Raw genomic sequence first — 17,516 nt, 5'->3', positions numbered from 1 at the left:
TCTCTTCAAATCCCCTACGGCTAACTGCCACAATGTTCGAACGGACTCTCCCAGGAACTGCTTCCGACCGAGCCGCCCCATTTCACACAGTCGTTCGACGCGGACTGCTTGATCGGTCCGGCGTAATAGCTGAAATTGCCGGAGTCGGTCGTCTTGGTGTCGCCCTCGACTTGCAGGGACGCCGACACCGGCGACGGTGAGCCGATATTGGAGGTCTTCATTGTCACCACGCAGTTCTGGCCGCTGTCTCCGTTCCACAGCAGGTAGATTGTTCCGCCGCTGAGCGTGTGCGAGTTGATCACGCTAAAGCCGCTCCCGCACGCATCGTCCGGTGTGTAGGGATTGCTAGCGCCACCATCATCGCCGCCACCGTCACCGCCATTGAGCAGGCTGTGGTAACTAGACCAGTTCCAGTAAATGCCGGGGTCGACATGATCATTACCACTGTAGTGCTGGTGGCCCTTGATGCGAATACTGGTGGGTAGCACCACAACACCTCTATGCGACGGGCCGTCGTAGGCCGACGAACAACTGATACCGCTGTACTTGCTACACAGGTTTCGCACCAGCGCGGCCGACGAACGGTACATGGCGCTGGTATACCAGGCACTATTGTCCGCAAAGGCTTCATGCTCGATACCTATGGTGTAGTCATTGTGGCCGCCGAGGACGTGCCAGGCGCGGTGTGCCTCGCGCACCATTTGAGTCACCTGGCCGTCGGACGAACGGATGACGTAATGCGCGCTGACTCCGGCCACAGGGTTCTTGAACCAGGAAATAGCGCCGGCGTAATTGCCGTCGGTGGTATGAATGGCCACCCCGCTGACCGCACTGTCGCGCCGGGCGGTATAGTTGGATGAATGAGCCGGGTTCCAGATTGCCGGGCCGTAATCGGTGCTTTGTACCGCCAACTCGGTCTCGGCGTCGCGCTTCACGATACCGGTTGTCGGGTCAATGGTGGCACCGCTGGCCTCAATATGGTCGCGGCTCACATCCAGGCGCACGAATGGCGCTCGCATGCTTACCAGCGTGCTGGTGTCAAACGCCTGTTTCCAGGCCACCGGAATTTTCGGCACCACGGCGCCTTTGTTCTTGACGCCGCGGTCCAACGACTGCAGCACATCAAAAGCGAAGCTGTCGCGGGCGAAGTCATCAACTGCAGACTTTTCTTTCTCGGATGGAAAACCGGCAAAACGTGCCAATATCGGCGCCATGTCTTCCGGGGTTTTGATCACCGCGGCTTGCCAGTAAATTTCATCGGCCAACAGCGCCGCGGCGGCGAGAATGTTCATACGCGGGTCGGCGATGATCGCGGCCCGATCGACCAGGAGCAGGCGCGCGGCCTCGCCGACCTGATCGACAAAGCCATCGCCGCCATACAAACCCATCACGCCGTAGGCCGATGGCATACGGTGATGCGGCTCCTGTTTCTCCGCCGGCGCCAGGTGCTGCCATCGGCTTTTGGACCAGGCAATTGCTTCCAGTATGCCGCGTGGAATTTCCGGGTACCGCGCGTAGGCTTCAGCAAAATACTGGGGATAAGCGGCGCGCGCTTCGACGAGTTGCTGTTCCTCGAGCGCCGCCATCTCGGCCAATTCGCGATTCATCTCCTGCGCCGATGCAGCAGCCGTCAATGACATCAAACCGGCCGCCAGCGCTCCCAGCATAGTGTTTCGTAACATGGTGTTCTCCTTTTCCTTATTTTTGGAGACGTGCCGTATTGGCACGGATTGCACGCCGGCCGAGCGCGTTGCAACTGCTTGACCGGCGCCTGCATATTGGCGCGTACGGCGTGACACAGCAGTTTTACTCTCCCAGCGAAGTTGTGACGGATCTGCATTCTCCTGTTTACCGCCTTACTTCTTGACGCAGCCCGCCATCAGCAAGCACACCGTAGAATAATTTATAAATAATAACAATGCCAAAACGGCATAATTTATTCACATTTTGAATATTTTATTCGTTGCGCTGGGGCGGATGGCGGCTATTTCAACCAGACGCACGGCTGCATCGCGGAATTGCGGCAAGGCGCCGAGACAGGGGAATGTCCTCGGAAAATCAAAGCTCGGGCAAAGCAGGAAAATGCCGGGATTTATTGGGTTGACGAGACAGGTATCGGGAACGATTGCCAACACGAGCGGATAAAAAGGAGGCTCTCGCCCCCTTTTACTCCCGATATTTACTGCCAGCTTGGATTTTTATAATCTCCTCCCGGGGAAGCAGGGTACACCGGTATCAATTCCTTTCCGGTTAGCACGTCTTGCTGATCTGAAACGGTGTAGTTGCTTAACGGTTCGCTGTCCGTGGCGACTTTTGCCATCCCGCCTTCTTGCCACGGAAAATTTCTCATCAGTACGGCGTATCCGCCGTCACCGTCCATATCATCCTCCCAGGTTACCGTTATATTGGAACCCTTAAGATCTACTGCGGGCCGATATTGATGTCCGGTACCGTCACTATTAACGGTAAAGTCAGCTTTGTGCTGGGAACCGCTGCTGTTGAACGAGCGTGCGTAAATCTGGTTGTAATCGTTTTCGTCATTATCATCCTCAAACGCAATGACAAAATTACCCACGGCATCCACGCCTACACCCGGGGCCCGCTGTTGGCCGTCGGCGGTGGAATTGACCGTGAAGTCGTGAAGCCGCTCTCTGCCGTCGGCATTAAAGGCCCGGGCGTATATCTGGTAATAGCCGTTGCCATCCTTGTCATCTTCCCAGACCACGATAAAGCGTCCGAAAGAGTCCATGGCTATATCGGGCGCGCTTTGATCACCAGTGGTAACGCTGTTAACGCTAAAATCGCTGATACGTTCGGTGCCCGACGGATTGAAACCACGGCCGAGGATAGTGAAGTTATCATCATTTTCCTGGTCGTCTTCCCAAACAACCACAAATTCTCCATCCTCCCCCATGGCAACAGCAGGGTTATACTGTTGACCGGCAGCTACCGAGTTCACCGTGCGGTCTGAAAACCGCTGACCGCCTTCAGGACTAAAACCTTTCGCCTTGATTTGGAAATAACCATTGCCGTCCCTGTCGTCCTGCCACGCAACAACGAAATTACCACTTGCATCCATGGCCACCGCCGGCGCGCGTTGTTGCCCCGCGGATATACCGCTTACCGCCATGTCGGAAAACCGTTCACTTCCATTTGCATGGAAGCCACGCACATATATTTGATAATTTCCGTTATTGTCCTGGTCATCTTCCCAGACAACAACAAAATTACCGCTCTCATCCGAGGCCACCGAAGGGCTGAGTTGTTGTCCGCCGGCAGCAGAGTTGACGGTAATGTCATTGAACAGAGCATTGCCGTCACTGTCGAAGGCGCGCGCATGGATCTGATAATAACCGTTGTTGTCGCGATCGTCCTGCCACACCACAATTGAATTTCCATTCTCCAGTGAGACTATTTGCGGGCGGACATGGTTCCCCTGAAGACTGGTGTGGGTTTTGCGATCTTTGTATTGCGGATCGCCTATGCTATAGGAATAGCCGGGAATACTTTGCATATCATACGACAGATCAAAATTCATTTGATTGTGTCTGTCGGCAGTGGGGTTGGAAATTCTATTGTAATTCAGGTAAAACTGCGGCCTTCCCCCGGAGAATATACTGGTATTACCAGCTTCCACGCTCAGCGTTTCTACGCTAATTTTATTTTCATCAGGTTTGAACGTGAGCACCCGCAACCAGCCATTGCCGAGGGCGGTCCCATTGCCAAGTACAGGCTCAGATTGAAAGTCAGTTAATATCTCATGAACCACATTGCCGTTCTGACCGACCCTCTTGTTGTAAGATGTGCCTTGAATATGACCGCTGACCATTAAGAAAATATTACTGTGACGCTGCAAGAGCTCTTCCCATAGGTCGATCCCTTCCCGGCCTTCCACATTGTAGTGATCAGCCCAACCCGTTGTGTGATCGCCATAGGAATTTTGATAGCAATGTGTGGCCACAATAACGCGGTGATTGGGGTGCTGTTGAATGACCTTGTTTGCCCAGGTTACCACATCCTTACGCGGCGCAAATTCCAGGCTGACCACCAGGAAATCCATTCCTTTGGCACTGAAATACATATAGTTGTTTTCGTTGGTGGAATTAAATGCACCCCCATACCAGGACTTGCCGGCATATCGCTGTGGGCCAAAGTAATTCACGAACATGGATTGTCTTGCGTGTATTGCCTTGCTCGGATAGAAATCGTGATTGCCCGGGGTCATACTGAACGGTATCTGGGCGTTATCCAGGAGGGCGTGTGCCTGATCCGCAACCTGCCACTGTTCCACGACATCGTGTTGGGTGATGTCGCCCAGGTGCGCGACGAACTGGATATTGCGTGCCTGCTTTTGATTAACGATCCATTGGGTTTGATGCCGGTAAACGCCGTAGGAGGGTTTTTCCGCATAGTTTTGCGTATCCGGAAGCAGCACGATAGAAAAGTCTTCAGCGGCGTGTGCGTTAATCGCGCTTACTGAAAATAACAGCAATGCACAGATACCTGGAAATAAAAATTTAATAGGTTTCATATAGACTTGTCCGCTAGTTATGTGCACGGTGACCTGCGATTCACCTGCGCCCAGACTGAACAATTGACTGCGCGAGGTGCCGAGTTCTGCAAGGATGCGGCGGGGACGATGCCCCGCCTGTTTCTCTGCGCTGCAGGCCTAACTGCCGCAATGCCCGAAGGCGCTCTCCCAGGAACTGCTCCCGACCGAGCCGCCCCATTTCACGCATTGGTTTGACGCCGACTTTTTGACGGGTCCGGCGTAATAGCTAAAACTGCCGGAATCGGTCGCCTTGGTGCTGCCCTCGACTTGCAGGGACGCTGACACCGATGACGGTGAGCCGACCTTGGAGGACTTTATCGTCACCACGCAATTCTGTCCGCTGCTTCCGTTCCACAGCAGGTAGACCCTCCCGCCGGTGAGTCCGTGGGAGTCGATCACGCTGAAGCCGTTCCCGCACACCTCGTCCGGCGTGTAGGGGTTGGCTCCGCTCCCGCAGTTGTTCGAGCTGGTGATGGCCTTCTTCTGGCCCCGAGAAACGGTAACGCCCTCGACGGTCGGCGAAGTGTCCACCGCGCCGTTGGAGAACCTCTGCTCATAGTGCAGGTGCGGCGCTCTGCTGCCGCCGGTCGAGCCAACCGTGCCGATCTGGGTGCCGCGGCTGACTGGCATCGATTGGCCGGGGCTGCGCACCTGTGTCGACAGGTGCGCGTACCGTGTGCGGGTGCCGTCGTCGTGCCGGATCTCGACCCAGCGGCCATAGCTGGTGCTGCCCGCGTTGTAGAAGTAGGCGGTGCCGCCCGCCGTGGCCCGCACGGGCTCACCGTTGATCGCATCGCCGCCGTAGTTCTGCCAGTCGATCGAACCCTTCGGATTGTGGTCGGGATTGCCAATCCAGTTGTTGGCGTTGAAGGTCTTGTTGCAATTGAATGGGCTCTTGTGGGTTGCGGCGGCAGCCGGCAATGACATCAAAACAAAGGTCGCCAACGCTCCCAGCATGGTGGTTCGTAACATGGTGTTCTCCTCTTCCTTATTTTTTGGAGATGTGCCGCACAGGCACCTGCGGATTGCACGCCGGCCGAGCGCATTACAATTGCTCAACCGGCACCTGCGCGGCGCGATGCAGCAATTTTGCTCTCCCGGCGAAGTTGTGGCGGATCTGCATCCCTTTCTGTCTACCACCTTACTTCTTGACGCAGTCAGCCATTTGCAATGACACCGTAGAATAATTTATCCATAACAACAACACCAAAAAGCATAATTTATTCACATTTTGAATACTTTATTCCCGCCCAGAGTGGACTGCCGACGATTTTTTGCACTATTAGTGATCCGCTGTGTCTTTGCCTGCCACCTTTACGGAAGAAGAGCGCCCTGCAAAATCCGTCCGTGAATTGGCGGATGGCGACTATTTCAACTGGCGCGGGGGAAGCGGGTAGGTTTCAGGTGGCAGGGGGGAGTTCGGGGCAAACGGCCCGTTCTACTTGAAAGGCCGTTCTACTTGAAAAAAGGGAGGGCTTATTTTCCAATACCTCTAATTCACCGGCACACGACAACACCCTGTCAGCCCGGTCACACCGTCGGCACCGGAAAGCACCACATCGATCCGACGCGGATAGTCGCGATCGCTCATCCCGTCCGAACAGCGCTGGTTGGAAACCACGGCGGTGATACTGCTACCCTCCCCCGAGGCGATGACAAAGTTCGTACCCGGTCCAACACCGGCGAAGCCGTCCGCTTTAACGAGGCTCATGACACGCTCCTCAGCGCCGGCGGCACTGTAGGTGACCGATTTCCGGTCAATACGGAGACTCCAGAACGGCTCCGTGCCAGCGCACAAGAGCCCCGCAGGGAGCGCCGAGTCACCAATCGGCGACATCTGAATGGGTTCGAGATAATCGGCAGAGGCCCAACCCATGCCCTCGCCGATGATCACCCGGGCCCAGCCCTTGTCGATGTCGAGAACCTCCACGGGCTGCGCGCCCGGTTCGAACTTGCCAACGATCTCCGCGCTTGCGGTCGGCGCCGACCTGATATTGAGAGCGTCGTCCGCCGCCACTCCGGTAACCCGGTAATAGCGTGGATCGGTGTGAACGGGCTGGGCGAAGGCGGCGGTTGCCGCCCAGCATGAGATGAGAACAGCCGGAATGATCGGGGGTAGACGCGACATGACCAAGCCTTCACTTTCAGTGAACAGTCTTTTCACTCTATCACGCTTTTCACAGTCACGATGGGGCCGCAGCTCTAGGCGGAACTGCACCGGCGCGATATCCTGCACCACTTCAACAAACGGCGCATCGGAGTACCTGCGCATCTCCATCGGCATCAACGCAGAGATGGCCGCCTGCACGGAGATACCCGGTTCACCGACAGAGAAAGGGAACCCCCTATAATTATCGGGACTCGAAAGAGACACGAGGTGCGCCGCATGCACCGCCAAACCCGAACGGTGCGCACAGCGCATCCTACGAAGTTGTAGTTTGAGTACCAATGTATCGATCCCTCACTGCTATCCTGTTGACCGCCGCGCTGGCTTCCAGCGCCACCGCCAACCCCTGGGAAAGGGTCTCGCGCCCCTCCTCCCAGGCCTCCGCCAGCATCGGCACCTACACCAACGGCTGCCTGAGCGGCGCCGAACAGATGCCCCTGCGCGGCAAGGGCTTCCAACTGGTGCGCACAGGCCGCGACCGGCACTACGGCCACCCGGCCACCATCCAGTTCCTCAAGGATTTTTCCGCCCGGGTTGCGAACAACGGCTTGGGCCGCCTGCAGATCGGCGATATGTCCATGGCCCGCGGCGGGCCCTTCAGTTCCGGCCACCGCAGCCACCAGATGGGGCTGGATATCGACATCTGGTACTCCCAGGACTGGCGCGCCGCCGAGCGCCCGCTGAGCCCCTGGGAGCGCGACAACATCTCCGCCAAGCCGCTCGCGGATGCCCGCAATCACCGGCTGATCGAAAAGAACTGGGACGACAGGGTTCCGCAAATACTGCGCCTGGCTTCGGAAGACGCGCGGGTGGAGCGCATCTTCGTTCATCCCACCATCAAGCGAAAGCTGTGCAGCATCGCCGGCGATGACAACGAGTGGCTGCGCAAGGTGCGACCCTGGTGGGAACACAACTATCATTTCCATGTGCGTCTGACCTGCCCCGAGGGCGATGAATACTGCAAACCCCAGCGGCCGGTGCGGGGCGATCCCTGTGGCGACGACCTGGACTGGTGGTTCAGCGACGAGTTCTACGCACTGCTGCGGGGCGAGGCGCCGCCGCCGAAAGAGCCGCGAAAAGAACCGGAAAAACCGCCCATGCCTCAGCAGTGCGAGCGCGTGCTTGCGGCCCCCTGAGAAGAAATTGATTTATCATTGGGATGCGCCGCGCGCACCGTTGAGAGCACACGCCAAAACCGTGCGCGGCGCACCCTACGAGACGAGAAAGGTATGAATTCCCCAAACCCCATCAACACCCTGCTGATCTGCGGCGGCGGCGGCAGCGAGCACGAAGTCTCCTTGCGCACCGCAGACTTTATCCAGCATCGCCTGGCCGAGGTGCCGGATATCGCCCTGACTCGTGTAGAGATGGACGCCAACGGGCGCCTCACCGGCAGCGGCGGTGAAGTCTTCCAACTGCGCCAGGACCACCAGTTGTACCGGGAAGACGGCAAAGCCCAACCGGTGCACTATGTGATTCCGTCGATCCACGGCTATCCCGGTGAAACCGGCGACCTGCAGTCCCAACTGGATCTGTTCGGCATTCCCTACTATGGCTGCGGTCCCGAGGCGAGCAAGATCTGCTTCAACAAGATCACCACCAAACTCTGGCTCAGCGCCCTGGGTGTAGACAACACGCCCTACCAGTTCCTGTGCAGCAGTGAGGCGGAGGAGACCGCCAAGGCCGCCATGGCACTGCAGGAGTGGGGGCAGGTGTTCGTCAAGGCCTCCAATCAGGGATCGTCAGTGGGCTGCTACAAGGTGAGCTCGACGGAGGAGCTGGAGCGGGCGCTGGACGAAGCCTTCCGCTACTCCCCCTATGTGCTGGTGGAGAAATGCCTGCGCGTGCGCGAACTCGAAGTCGCGGTCTACCCCTACGACGGCGAACTGGTGATCACCCCGCCGGGGGAAGTGTGCCCGCCGGAGGACGCCTTCTACAGCTATGAGGAGAAATACAACGACGCCAGCCGCGCGGTCACCCATGTGGAGGCACAGGGGTTGAGCGACGCGCAGCTGGGCTGGATCAGGGAGGCCTCCCGCCGCGCTTTTATCGGCCTGCAGTTGAAGGACCTGTCACGCATCGATTTCTTTCTCACCGAGGAAGGCGATATCTATCTCAACGAGGTCAACACCTTTCCCGGCATGACGTCCATTTCCATGTTCCCCAAAATGATGGAGAACACCGGCCACGACTTTTCCCACTACCTGAGCAGTTTGATCCGCAAAGCAGTGAGATCACAGTGATCACCGATCACTGAATATCGATCAGCCCGCCTGCAACCACCCCTCCTGGCGCCGGCGGGAAAACTGCCCGCGTAAAAACTCCATCTGGTCGCCGCGTATCCGCTCGTTGTTGATCAGCGCCAGGTATTCTGCGGCATTGGGGCAGAAGGGCAGTGCCAGCAATTCCAGATCGATCTCCTGCAGCAGCCGGTTGCCCTTGTGCTGGTTGCAGCGCCGGCAGGCTGTCACCACGTTCTCCCAGACATCACGGCCGCCGCGGGATACCGGCTGCACATGGTCGCGGGTCAGCTCCCGCTTGGGAAATCCGTTGCCACAATACAGGCAGGTGTGCAGATCGCGGGAAAAGAGCGCGCTATTGGTCAATGGTGGGCGCCGGCGCGGCCGTGCCATACGCTCGCCGCCGCAGGCGATAATCGCTGCCAGGTCCAGACTGGATCGCTCGCCGAGGCGGTTGATGCCACCGCGCACAGTGAGCACCACCCCACCGAGGGACCAGGTCACCAATTCCCGCACATACAGGCAGGCGGCCTCCTCCCAACTCAACCATTCCAGCGGCTGCCCCGCCAGATTCAGGCGCAGAATTCTCGCTTGCATCGGCTCAACTCCCCTTCTTGAAACTCTGGGGGCGAACTCAGTGTTCGCCCAAAAACAAAGGCCCTGCCGGTAGTCCGGAAGGGCCTTCTGTAGAAATTCACGAGTGTCGAACAGCATACCCGCCAGCGGTGAGGGGGCTGTATCAGGGCAGGTATGTACAGAGCTGACTTACTGAATGCATCATCCTCCACCGGCTCGGTGGAAATATGGCCGGATTGCTCTGATTAAAGCGGAAAATTGTTACATTTTCCAGACAGGAATTGCGCCGGTGATACAGGTAAAAAATAACAAAACGGCGGTTCCGCCGTTTTGTGCAGCCGGAGGCCGCTCGAAGAAAGGATCAGGGAAAAGTCCACAGGGCGCACATCAGCACCTTCAGCTGACCGAAGGGATGAGGTGAATCGTTGCCCAATAAAACACCGTCCGGGCAATCCCGCCCGAACGGTGCGTCTCACAGGATGGTGCCCGTTTCCCTCGGGCGAGCGGCACAATCCTTTTATCCTTTGCCGCGGTTTGCAGTCCCTTTGCATCCCTGCACTTTCATTATGGTCAGGGACGGAAAAAAAAGTAGAGGCAATCGGCTGAATTTCTTGTGCGAGATATCTCACAAGCCTGCGATATATCCCATGGGGGATAAGCGGCGGAGACGGGAGGCGCCTGTTGTGGTAAAACTGGCGCGGCATGGGAAGAGCGACAACTATAGCCACAAATATTACGAGATCAATCTCAAATCGTGAAAAGCCTGTTGAAATATACGCTTATTTTTCTTGTAGCGTTGGGCGCTGGCGTGTCCACCATTATATTCTTCGCGCCGGGCGTCAGCGTGCCCTGGAAACAACTGACGGGGGGCGCTGAAACTGATCCCCAAACGGTGGATAGACGGTTACACACTCCCGCTGGTTTTCGCGTGGAGCTTTTTGCCGACACTGTGCCCAACGCCCGCTGGTTGACCGTCACCCGCCGTGGCGACGTAATCGTTTCCCAGCCCCGACGCGGACAGGTGGGCCTGCTCCGGGCAGACCGCGATGGGGACGGCCGCAGCGACGGCCAACGGGTACTCATCGACGGACTGAGCCGCCCCCACGGCCTGTTCCTGCACGAGGACTGGCTGTATATCGCCGAGAGCAACGGCGTCGGCCGCGTACCCTTCGATCACTCCGACGGCCGCCTGGCCGGCAGCTACCAGAAAATCGTCAGCGGCCTCGGTGACGAGGGCAACCACTGGACCAAGACCATCGCTATGGGGCCGGACGGCTGGGTCTACCTCTCCAGTGGTTCCACCTGCAACGTCTGCGAGGAGAAGGACCCTCAGCGCGCCACCATCATGCGCTTCAAACCCGACGGCAGCGACCTGGAAATCTACGCCACCGGCCTGCGCAACAGTGTGGGCTTCGACTGGTCCCCGATGGACGGAGGTCTCTACGCCACCGACAACGGCCGCGACTGGCTGGGGGACGACTTTCCACCCGACGAACTGAACCTGGTGGAAAAAGGTGTTTTTTACGGCTGGCCCTACGCCAACGGCGACCGGGTGCCGGACCCGCATTTCACCAAAGACGGAGAGGGCAGTGCCGACGCCGGCGAGGAAATCCAGCGCAAGATCGAGAATTCGCGTCCGCCGGTACACAACTTCCCAGCCCACAACGCCGCGCTGGGCATCCGCTTCCTGCGCAGCCCGGCACAGCCCCGGGACTACCGCGATGCGGCGCTGGTGGCCCTGCACGGCTCCTGGAACCGCAGCACCAAGGACGGCTACAAAGTGGTCTCTCTGCACTGGGACGATCGCGGCAATATCGAACAGCGGGATTTCCTCTGGGGCTTCCTGGATCGCGAGCGCGATGAAGTCAGCGGCCGCCCTGTGGCCATCGCCGAGGACGCCAACGGCAATATCTATATCTCCGACGATTACGCCGGCGCCGTCTACCGGGTCACCACCGGGTCGCGAAATGCTTTTGCCGCTGCGGAGCGAAAACCGCGGATAAAAGCTCCCCACAAACCCCTGGCCATCGACAGCGGCGCGGCACAACGGGGCGAGGAACTGTATCAGCAGCACAACTGCGCCCAATGCCACGCCGAGCAGTTGGTGCTGAAAAACCTGGCGAAAAAATACACTCTGCATAGCCTGGCCAACTACTTCGACACCCCCACGCCGCCGATGCCCAATTACGGCTTCAGCAGCGCGCAGAAGCGCGCCCTGGCCCACTATCTGCTTTCCCTGGAGGCGAGCAATTGACCCCTTATGCGCCAGCAGCTAAGGTTGCCGCGCACTGTTAAGCTGGCGAACTTTATTGCCGGGCTAATAATGCGGCACAGGGATGTGCCGCCGCCGGCCGCAGGCCGGCGCGAGCCCCGAAATACCAGCAGATCCGCGCATCTGCGCCAGTATTTCGGGAGCGACGATCAAATAGATCAGGACGATCTATTTGATCATTGGGTGATAAGTTGGAGCTAATGTCCCATGGCGGTAAAAAAGAAGCCGGCAACCTTTGAGCAGGCACTGGAAGAATTGGAAGAACTGGTGGAGCGCCTGGAAGCGGGCGATCTGCCCCTGGAGGAGGCCCTGGCGGATTTCGAGCGCGGGGTAAAGCTCACCCGCGAGTGCCAGCAGAAACTGGCCAGTGCCGAGCAGAAGGTCAAGGTGCTGATGGAAGAGAGCGGCAGCATCCGCGAACTGCCCTTCGACGAGGATACCGCGGGCGAAGAGGAAGAAGCCTGAGTGTCCGGCACATCCTATCCCGCGGAACTGCAGAGCTTCCTGCGCTGGTGCGCCGAACGTGTGGAGACCCGCCTGCAGACGGCGCTGGCACCGGCCACCTCCGGCGCGGAAAAACTCTTCGCCGCCATGGGCTACGCCGCCCTGGGGCCGGGCAAGCGCCTGCGCCCGGCACTGGTCTACGCCTGCGCGGGCACCGTCCGCGCGGATAGCTTCTCCGCAGAAAGCTGCGACGCGGCCGCGGCGGCCCTGGAGTGCATCCACGCCTACTCTCTGGTACACGACGACCTGCCGGCCATGGACGACGACGACCTGCGTCGGGGCCGGCCCACCTGCCATATTCACTTCGACGAAGCCACCGCCATCCTCGCCGGCGACGCCCTGCACACCCTGGCTTTCGAATTGCTGCTACAAAGTGAGGCGGCCGCCGACCTCAAACTGCAGCTGATCCGCGAACTGGCCTGTGCCGCCGGCAGCCGGGGCATGGTGGCGGGCCAGGCCATCGACCTGGACTCGGTGGACAAACACCTCGACCTACCCCGACTCGAACAGATGCACCGCCTCAAGACCGGCGCCCTGATCCGCGCCAGCGCGCGCATCGGCGCCCTGCTCGGCGGTGCCGACGAAGCCCGGCTGGCGGCGGTCAGCCGCTATGCCGAGGCCATCGGCCTGGCGTTCCAGGTACAGGACGACATTCTCGACGTCACCGCCGACACCGCCACCCTGGGCAAGACCCAGGGCGCCGACGCCGCGCGCAACAAGCCCACCTACATCTCCCTGCTGGGGCTGGAAGGCGCGCGCGCCAAGCTGGAGGACCTGCACCGGGAGGCGCTGGAAGCCCTGGCCGAAGTGGACGGTGACAGCGACCTGCTGCGACAGCTGGCGGACTATATCGTCCAGCGCGGTCACTAATTGAATGCGGAATGCGGAATGCGCGCCCTGATATCGCGCTAGCCGGGACGCGCGCCGGCCGCGAACCCGCCTGGTAACCGCCCAAAGTCCAACCGCGGCCAAGAGCCTCTCCCATGGCACTGGGCCAGATCGCGCATTCCGCATTCCGCATTCCGCATTCCGCATTCCACATTGGTTTGCTTCTCCCCGCCACAGGCATACAATCCCCCTCTTACATATCCGTTGCAATTGATACGTTTGATGTTCGACGAAATCCCACGCACACGCCCGCAGACGCCGCTGCTCGACGCCATCGATGAACCGGCGCAGCTGCGCGCCCTGGACGAGCGCCAACTGCCGGAGCTGGCCCGCCAGCTGCGCGAGTACCTGCTGTACTGCGTCGGCCAGACCGGTGGTCACTTCGGCGCCGGCCTGGGGGTCGTGGAACTGACCATCGCCCTGCACTACATCTACAACACCCCGGAAGACCGGCTGGTGTGGGATGTGGGCCACCAGACTTATCCCCACAAGATTCTCACCGGGCGCCGCGAGCAGATGCTCAGCATGCGCCAGCAGGGCGGCCTGTCCGGTTTTCCCAAACGCAGCGAGAGCCCCTACGACACCTTTGGCGTGGGCCATTCCAGCACCTCCATCAGCGCCGCCCTGGGCATGGCACTGGGCTCTGCGGACGACCGCAGGGTCGTCGCGGTGATCGGCGACGGCGCCATGACCGCCGGCATGGCTTTCGAGGCGCTGAACCACGCCGCCCACACCGGCAAAGACATGCTGGTGGTGCTGAACGACAACCGCATGTCCATCTCGAAAAATGTCGGGGGCCTGGCCACCTATTTCGCCAAGATCCTGGCCAGCAAAACCTACCTGTCCATGCGCGAGGGCAGCCGCAAGATACTCTCCGTCATTCCCAAGGCCTGGCAGCTGGCGCGGCGCACCGAGGAGCATGTAAAGGGCATGATCACCCCGGGCACCCTGTTCGAGGAGCTGGGCTTCAACTACGTGGGCCCGCTGGACGGCCACAATGTGCACGACCTGGTGCAGACCCTGCGCAACCTGCGCAGCCAGCGCGGACCGCAGCTTCTGCATATCGTCACCACCAAGGGCAAGGGTTTCGGCCCCGCCGAAGCGGACCCGGTGGGCTACCACGCGCTGAACAAGCTGGAACCGGAGCCCAAGGTACAGGTGGCCCCCTTCCCGAGTGAGGGGGGCGGCGAGCGCAAGCCGCCCAAGTACCAGGAGGTGTTCGGCCGCTGGCTGTGCGACGCCGCCGAGCGGGATGACCGACTGGTGGGCATCACCCCCGCCATGTGCGAGGGCTCGGGCATGGTGGAATTCGCCGAGCGCTTTCCGGAGCGCTTCCACGACGTGGCCATCGCCGAACAGCACGCGGTCACCCTGGCCGCCGGCCTGGCCTGCGAGGGACAGAAACCGGTGGTGGCCATCTATTCCACCTTCCTGCAGCGCGGCTACGACCAACTGGTGCACGATGTGGCCATCCAGAACCTGGACGTCACCTTCGCCATAGATCGCGCCGGCCTGGTGGGCGAGGACGGCCCCACCCACGCCGGCAGTTTCGACCTCACCTATATGCGCTGCCTGCCGAATCTGGTAATCGCCGCTCCCAGCGACGAAAACGAGTGCCGCCAGCTGCTCTATACCGCCTACCGCCACAGCGGTCCGGCGGCGGTGCGCTATCCGCGGGGCACCGGCACCGGGGCGCAGATCGAGGAACAGATGACCGAATTGCCGCTGGGCAAGGGGCAACTGGTGCGCGAGGGTGCCGGCGTGGCCATTCTCAGCTTCGGCACCCTGCTGACCCCGGCGCTGGCCGCGGCGGAGAAGCTCGGCGCCACGGTGGCGGATATGCGCTGGGTCAAGCCGCTGGACGAGCAATTGATCGACGAACTCGCCGCGAGCCACCACCTGCTGGTCACCCTGGAAGAGAACGCCGTGGCCGGCGGCGCCGGCAGCGCGGTGACGGAATACCTGAACCACCGCGGCACCCAGGTACCGGTACTGCAACTGGGCCTGCCGGACAGCACCATTGAACACGGCAAGCACAAGGACCTGCTCGCCGGCATCGGCCTGGACGCGGCGGGCATCGAACGGCAGATCCGCCGGAGGTTGCGGGACTCGGGCCTCGGGGCTCTGGACTCGGGAAACAAAATCCAGAAACTGCTGTAACGCCCTCCCCTGGGAGCGCCGAGCTCCAGCTCGGCAACGGGCCGCAGGCCCGCCCCGGGAACGCGGGCACAGCCCGCACCTCAGTTTTACCAATTACACGGGGAGCACCATGACCAACCTCGCCAAATCCCTATTCTTCTCCACCGCCCTGCTCGCCGCCAGCGCCTCGGCTATGGAGCAGAATGCCTTCGACCAGGCCTTCGACGCCCTGCCGAAGAGCGATGCCAGCGCCCAGCTGAAAGCTCTGCAAGACCTGCGCTACCGCTGGATCATGGAGAGCTTCCCGGAGAACGCCACCTACGAAGGCTACCGGGGCCAGGACAACCGCTGGACCGACGCATCCATGGACAGCATCGAGCGTCGCCGGGAACAGACCCGCCGCCTGCTCGCCGCCAGCCGCCATCTCGACAGCGAAAGCTTACCCGCGGCGGAGCAGTTGGACTACCAACTGCTGTACCAGGACCTGCTGATGGAGGTAAAGGGCTTCCAGTTCCCGGGCCACCTGCTGCCGGTCAGCCATATGGACGGCATCCAGCGCAACGTACCCAGTGTGCTGAACAGCATGGCCAAACGCACCGCCGCCGACTACGAAACCATTCTCACCCGCCTGGAGAAACTGCCGGCGCTGATACAGCAGACCCAGGCGCTGATGCGCGAGGGCCTGGAAAGGAAAATCACCCCGCCGCAGATTACCCTGCGCGACCTGCCCGGCCAGATCCGCGCCCTGGTGCCCGAGGAGCCGAAGGACAGCCCTCTGCTGAAAGCTTTCAACGAAATGCCGGCCGGCATCTCCTCCGCCCAGCAACGCCGCCTGCAACAGCGGGCCCATGCGCTGTACCAGAGAGACCTGGTGCCCGCCTGGCGGAACATGGCGGAATTCGTCGAGCGCGAATATATCCCCGGCGCCAGGGTGGACACCGCTTTCACCAGCATGCCCGACGGCCTGCGCTGGTACGCGCACCAGGTGCGCGAAAACACCACCACCACCCTGAGCCCGGAGGAAATCCACCGCATCGGCCTGGCCGAGGTGAGGCGCATCCGCGGCCAGATGCAGGCGGTCATTGAGAAGACCGGCTTTGACGGCAGTTTCGAGGAATTCACCGAATTCCTGCGCACCGATCCGCAGTTCTACCACACCAGCAAGGAAGAACTGATGCGGGGCTACCGGGATATCGCCAAGCGCATCGACGGCGAGCTGCCGGCCCTGTTTGGCACCCTGCCGCGCCTGCCCTACGGGGTAAAGCCAATCCCCAGCTACTCGGAGAAATCCCAGACCACCGCCTACTACATGCCCGGCTCCAATGAAGCCGGCCGCGCCGGGATCTTCTTTGCCAACACCTACAACCTGCCCAGCCGCCCGAAATGGGAGATGGAAGCACTGACGGTGCACGAGGCTATGCCCGGCCACCACCTGCAGATCGCCCTGGCCCAGGAGCAGGAAGGCCTGCACCCGCTGCGCCGCAACGCCGGCTACACCGCCTACGTGGAGGGCTGGGGCCTCTACTCCGAGAGCCTGGGCAAGGACCTGGGCCTGTACCGGGACCCCTACAGCGAGTTCGGCGCCCTCACCTACGATATGTGGCGCGCGGTGCGCCTGGTGGTGGACACCGGCATGCACCAGCTGGGCTGGAGCCGCGAAGAGGCCATCGAGTTCTTTATGAACAACAGCGCCAAGCCCAGGCACGACATTACCGTGGAAATCGACCGCTACCTGGTGTGGCCGGGGCAGGCCCTGGCCTACAAGCTGGGCCAGCTGAAGATCAAGGAGCTGCGCGCCAAAGCGGAGCAGCAGCTGGGCGAGCGCTTCGATATCCGCGCCTTCCACGACCAGTTGCTGTCGAGCGGCGCAGTGCCACTGAACGTGCTGGAAGCGCGCATGAACGGCTGGATAGAGACGCAGAATGCCAAGGCCGCCGGCACCCCGGCCAAGGCAATTGTGGCAGGCCAGGTCAGCGCAGGCTGACGCGTAGGGGCGAACCTTGTGTGCCTCCTGTTTGCGGGTCGATAAAACTTTGACGCCGATGCGAAGGCCCTGATACCGGTGGATTTTTGCGGGACTGTCTGCGAGAGGGACCTCGCGGACAAGCCTACAGGGATGTATTCACGGCGTGTCCCGCAAAAAGCCACCGGTAGCAGGGCCGCCTCTCAGTTGGCTGC

12 protein-coding genes are annotated in these 17,516 nt (G+C 60.6%); 7 read left to right on the top strand and 5 right to left on the bottom strand.

Features of this window, described 5'->3' with window-relative positions; translation table 11 throughout:
• Positions 1–20 precede the first annotated feature (20 nt).
• The 4 genes from PP263_RS21085 to PP263_RS21070 all read right to left on the bottom strand — a co-directional run bounded on the left by PP263_RS21085 (position 21) and on the right by PP263_RS21070 (position 6,860).
• Positions 21–1,682, bottom strand: a complete 1,662-nt coding sequence (locus tag PP263_RS21085; protein WP_308366042.1) for a peptidoglycan recognition family protein — start codon at positions 1,680–1,682, stop codon at positions 21–23.
• A gap of 497 nt (positions 1,683–2,179) precedes the next feature.
• Positions 2,180–4,531, bottom strand: a complete 2,352-nt coding sequence (locus tag PP263_RS21080) for a metallophosphoesterase (protein ID WP_308366041.1) — start codon at positions 4,529–4,531, stop codon at positions 2,180–2,182.
• Between the two features lie 138 nt (positions 4,532–4,669).
• Positions 4,670–5,524, bottom strand: a complete 855-nt coding sequence (locus PP263_RS21075; protein ID WP_308366040.1) for a M23 family metallopeptidase — start codon at positions 5,522–5,524, stop codon at positions 4,670–4,672.
• Positions 5,525–6,044: 520 nt separating this feature from the next.
• Positions 6,045–6,860 (bottom strand): SH3 domain-containing protein, encoded by an 816-nt coding sequence (locus tag PP263_RS21070; RefSeq protein ID WP_308366039.1) that lies wholly within the window; start codon positions 6,858–6,860, stop codon positions 6,045–6,047.
• Between the two features lie 140 nt (positions 6,861–7,000).
• Here PP263_RS21070 and mepA point away from each other — a divergent pair, with 140 nt between their 5' ends.
• Positions 7,001–7,855, top strand: coding sequence for a penicillin-insensitive murein endopeptidase (mepA, locus tag PP263_RS21065; protein ID WP_308366038.1), 855 nt, complete (start codon positions 7,001–7,003; stop codon positions 7,853–7,855).
• A gap of 93 nt (positions 7,856–7,948) precedes the next feature.
• A complete protein-coding gene (locus PP263_RS21060; RefSeq protein ID WP_308366037.1) occupies positions 7,949–8,962 on the top strand; it encodes a D-alanine--D-alanine ligase in 1,014 nt (337 codons plus the stop codon).
• Between the two features lie 21 nt (positions 8,963–8,983).
• On the opposite strand, the gene PP263_RS21055 is transcribed toward PP263_RS21060, so the two are convergent.
• Entirely contained in the window at positions 8,984–9,556 is a 573-nt protein-coding gene (locus PP263_RS21055) for an HNH endonuclease (protein ID WP_183456552.1), read from the bottom strand.
• A 787-nt stretch (positions 9,557–10,343) separates the two neighbouring features.
• Here PP263_RS21055 and PP263_RS21050 point away from each other — a divergent pair.
• The 5 genes from PP263_RS21050 to PP263_RS21030 all read left to right on the top strand — a co-directional run bounded on the left by PP263_RS21050 (position 10,344) and on the right by PP263_RS21030 (position 17,322).
• Positions 10,344–11,789: a PQQ-dependent sugar dehydrogenase gene (locus tag PP263_RS21050; protein ID WP_308366034.1), complete on the top strand. Its 1,446-nt coding sequence runs from the start codon at positions 10,344–10,346 to the stop codon at positions 11,787–11,789.
• A gap of 225 nt (positions 11,790–12,014) precedes the next feature.
• Positions 12,015–12,272, top strand: coding sequence for an exodeoxyribonuclease VII small subunit (locus PP263_RS21045; protein WP_183456555.1), 258 nt, complete (start codon positions 12,015–12,017; stop codon positions 12,270–12,272).
• Positions 12,273–13,181, top strand: a complete 909-nt coding sequence (ispA, locus tag PP263_RS21040; RefSeq protein ID WP_308366032.1) for a (2E,6E)-farnesyl diphosphate synthase — start codon at positions 12,273–12,275, stop codon at positions 13,179–13,181. It begins immediately after the preceding gene.
• A gap of 240 nt (positions 13,182–13,421) precedes the next feature.
• On the top strand, positions 13,422–15,359 hold the full coding sequence (gene dxs, locus PP263_RS21035) for a 1-deoxy-D-xylulose-5-phosphate synthase (RefSeq protein WP_308366030.1): 1,938 nt from the start codon (positions 13,422–13,424) through the stop codon (positions 15,357–15,359).
• Positions 15,360–15,468: 109 nt separating this feature from the next.
• Entirely contained in the window at positions 15,469–17,322 is a 1,854-nt protein-coding gene (locus PP263_RS21030; protein WP_308366029.1) for a DUF885 domain-containing protein, read from the top strand.
• Positions 17,323–17,516 lie beyond the last annotated feature (194 nt).

Source organism: Microbulbifer sp. TB1203 (assembly GCF_030997045.1).
Taxonomy (GTDB): Bacteria; Pseudomonadota; Gammaproteobacteria; order Pseudomonadales; family Cellvibrionaceae; genus Microbulbifer.
Note: the sequence above shows the minus strand (reverse complement) of the source record. Positions and strands in the feature narration are given on the sequence as shown.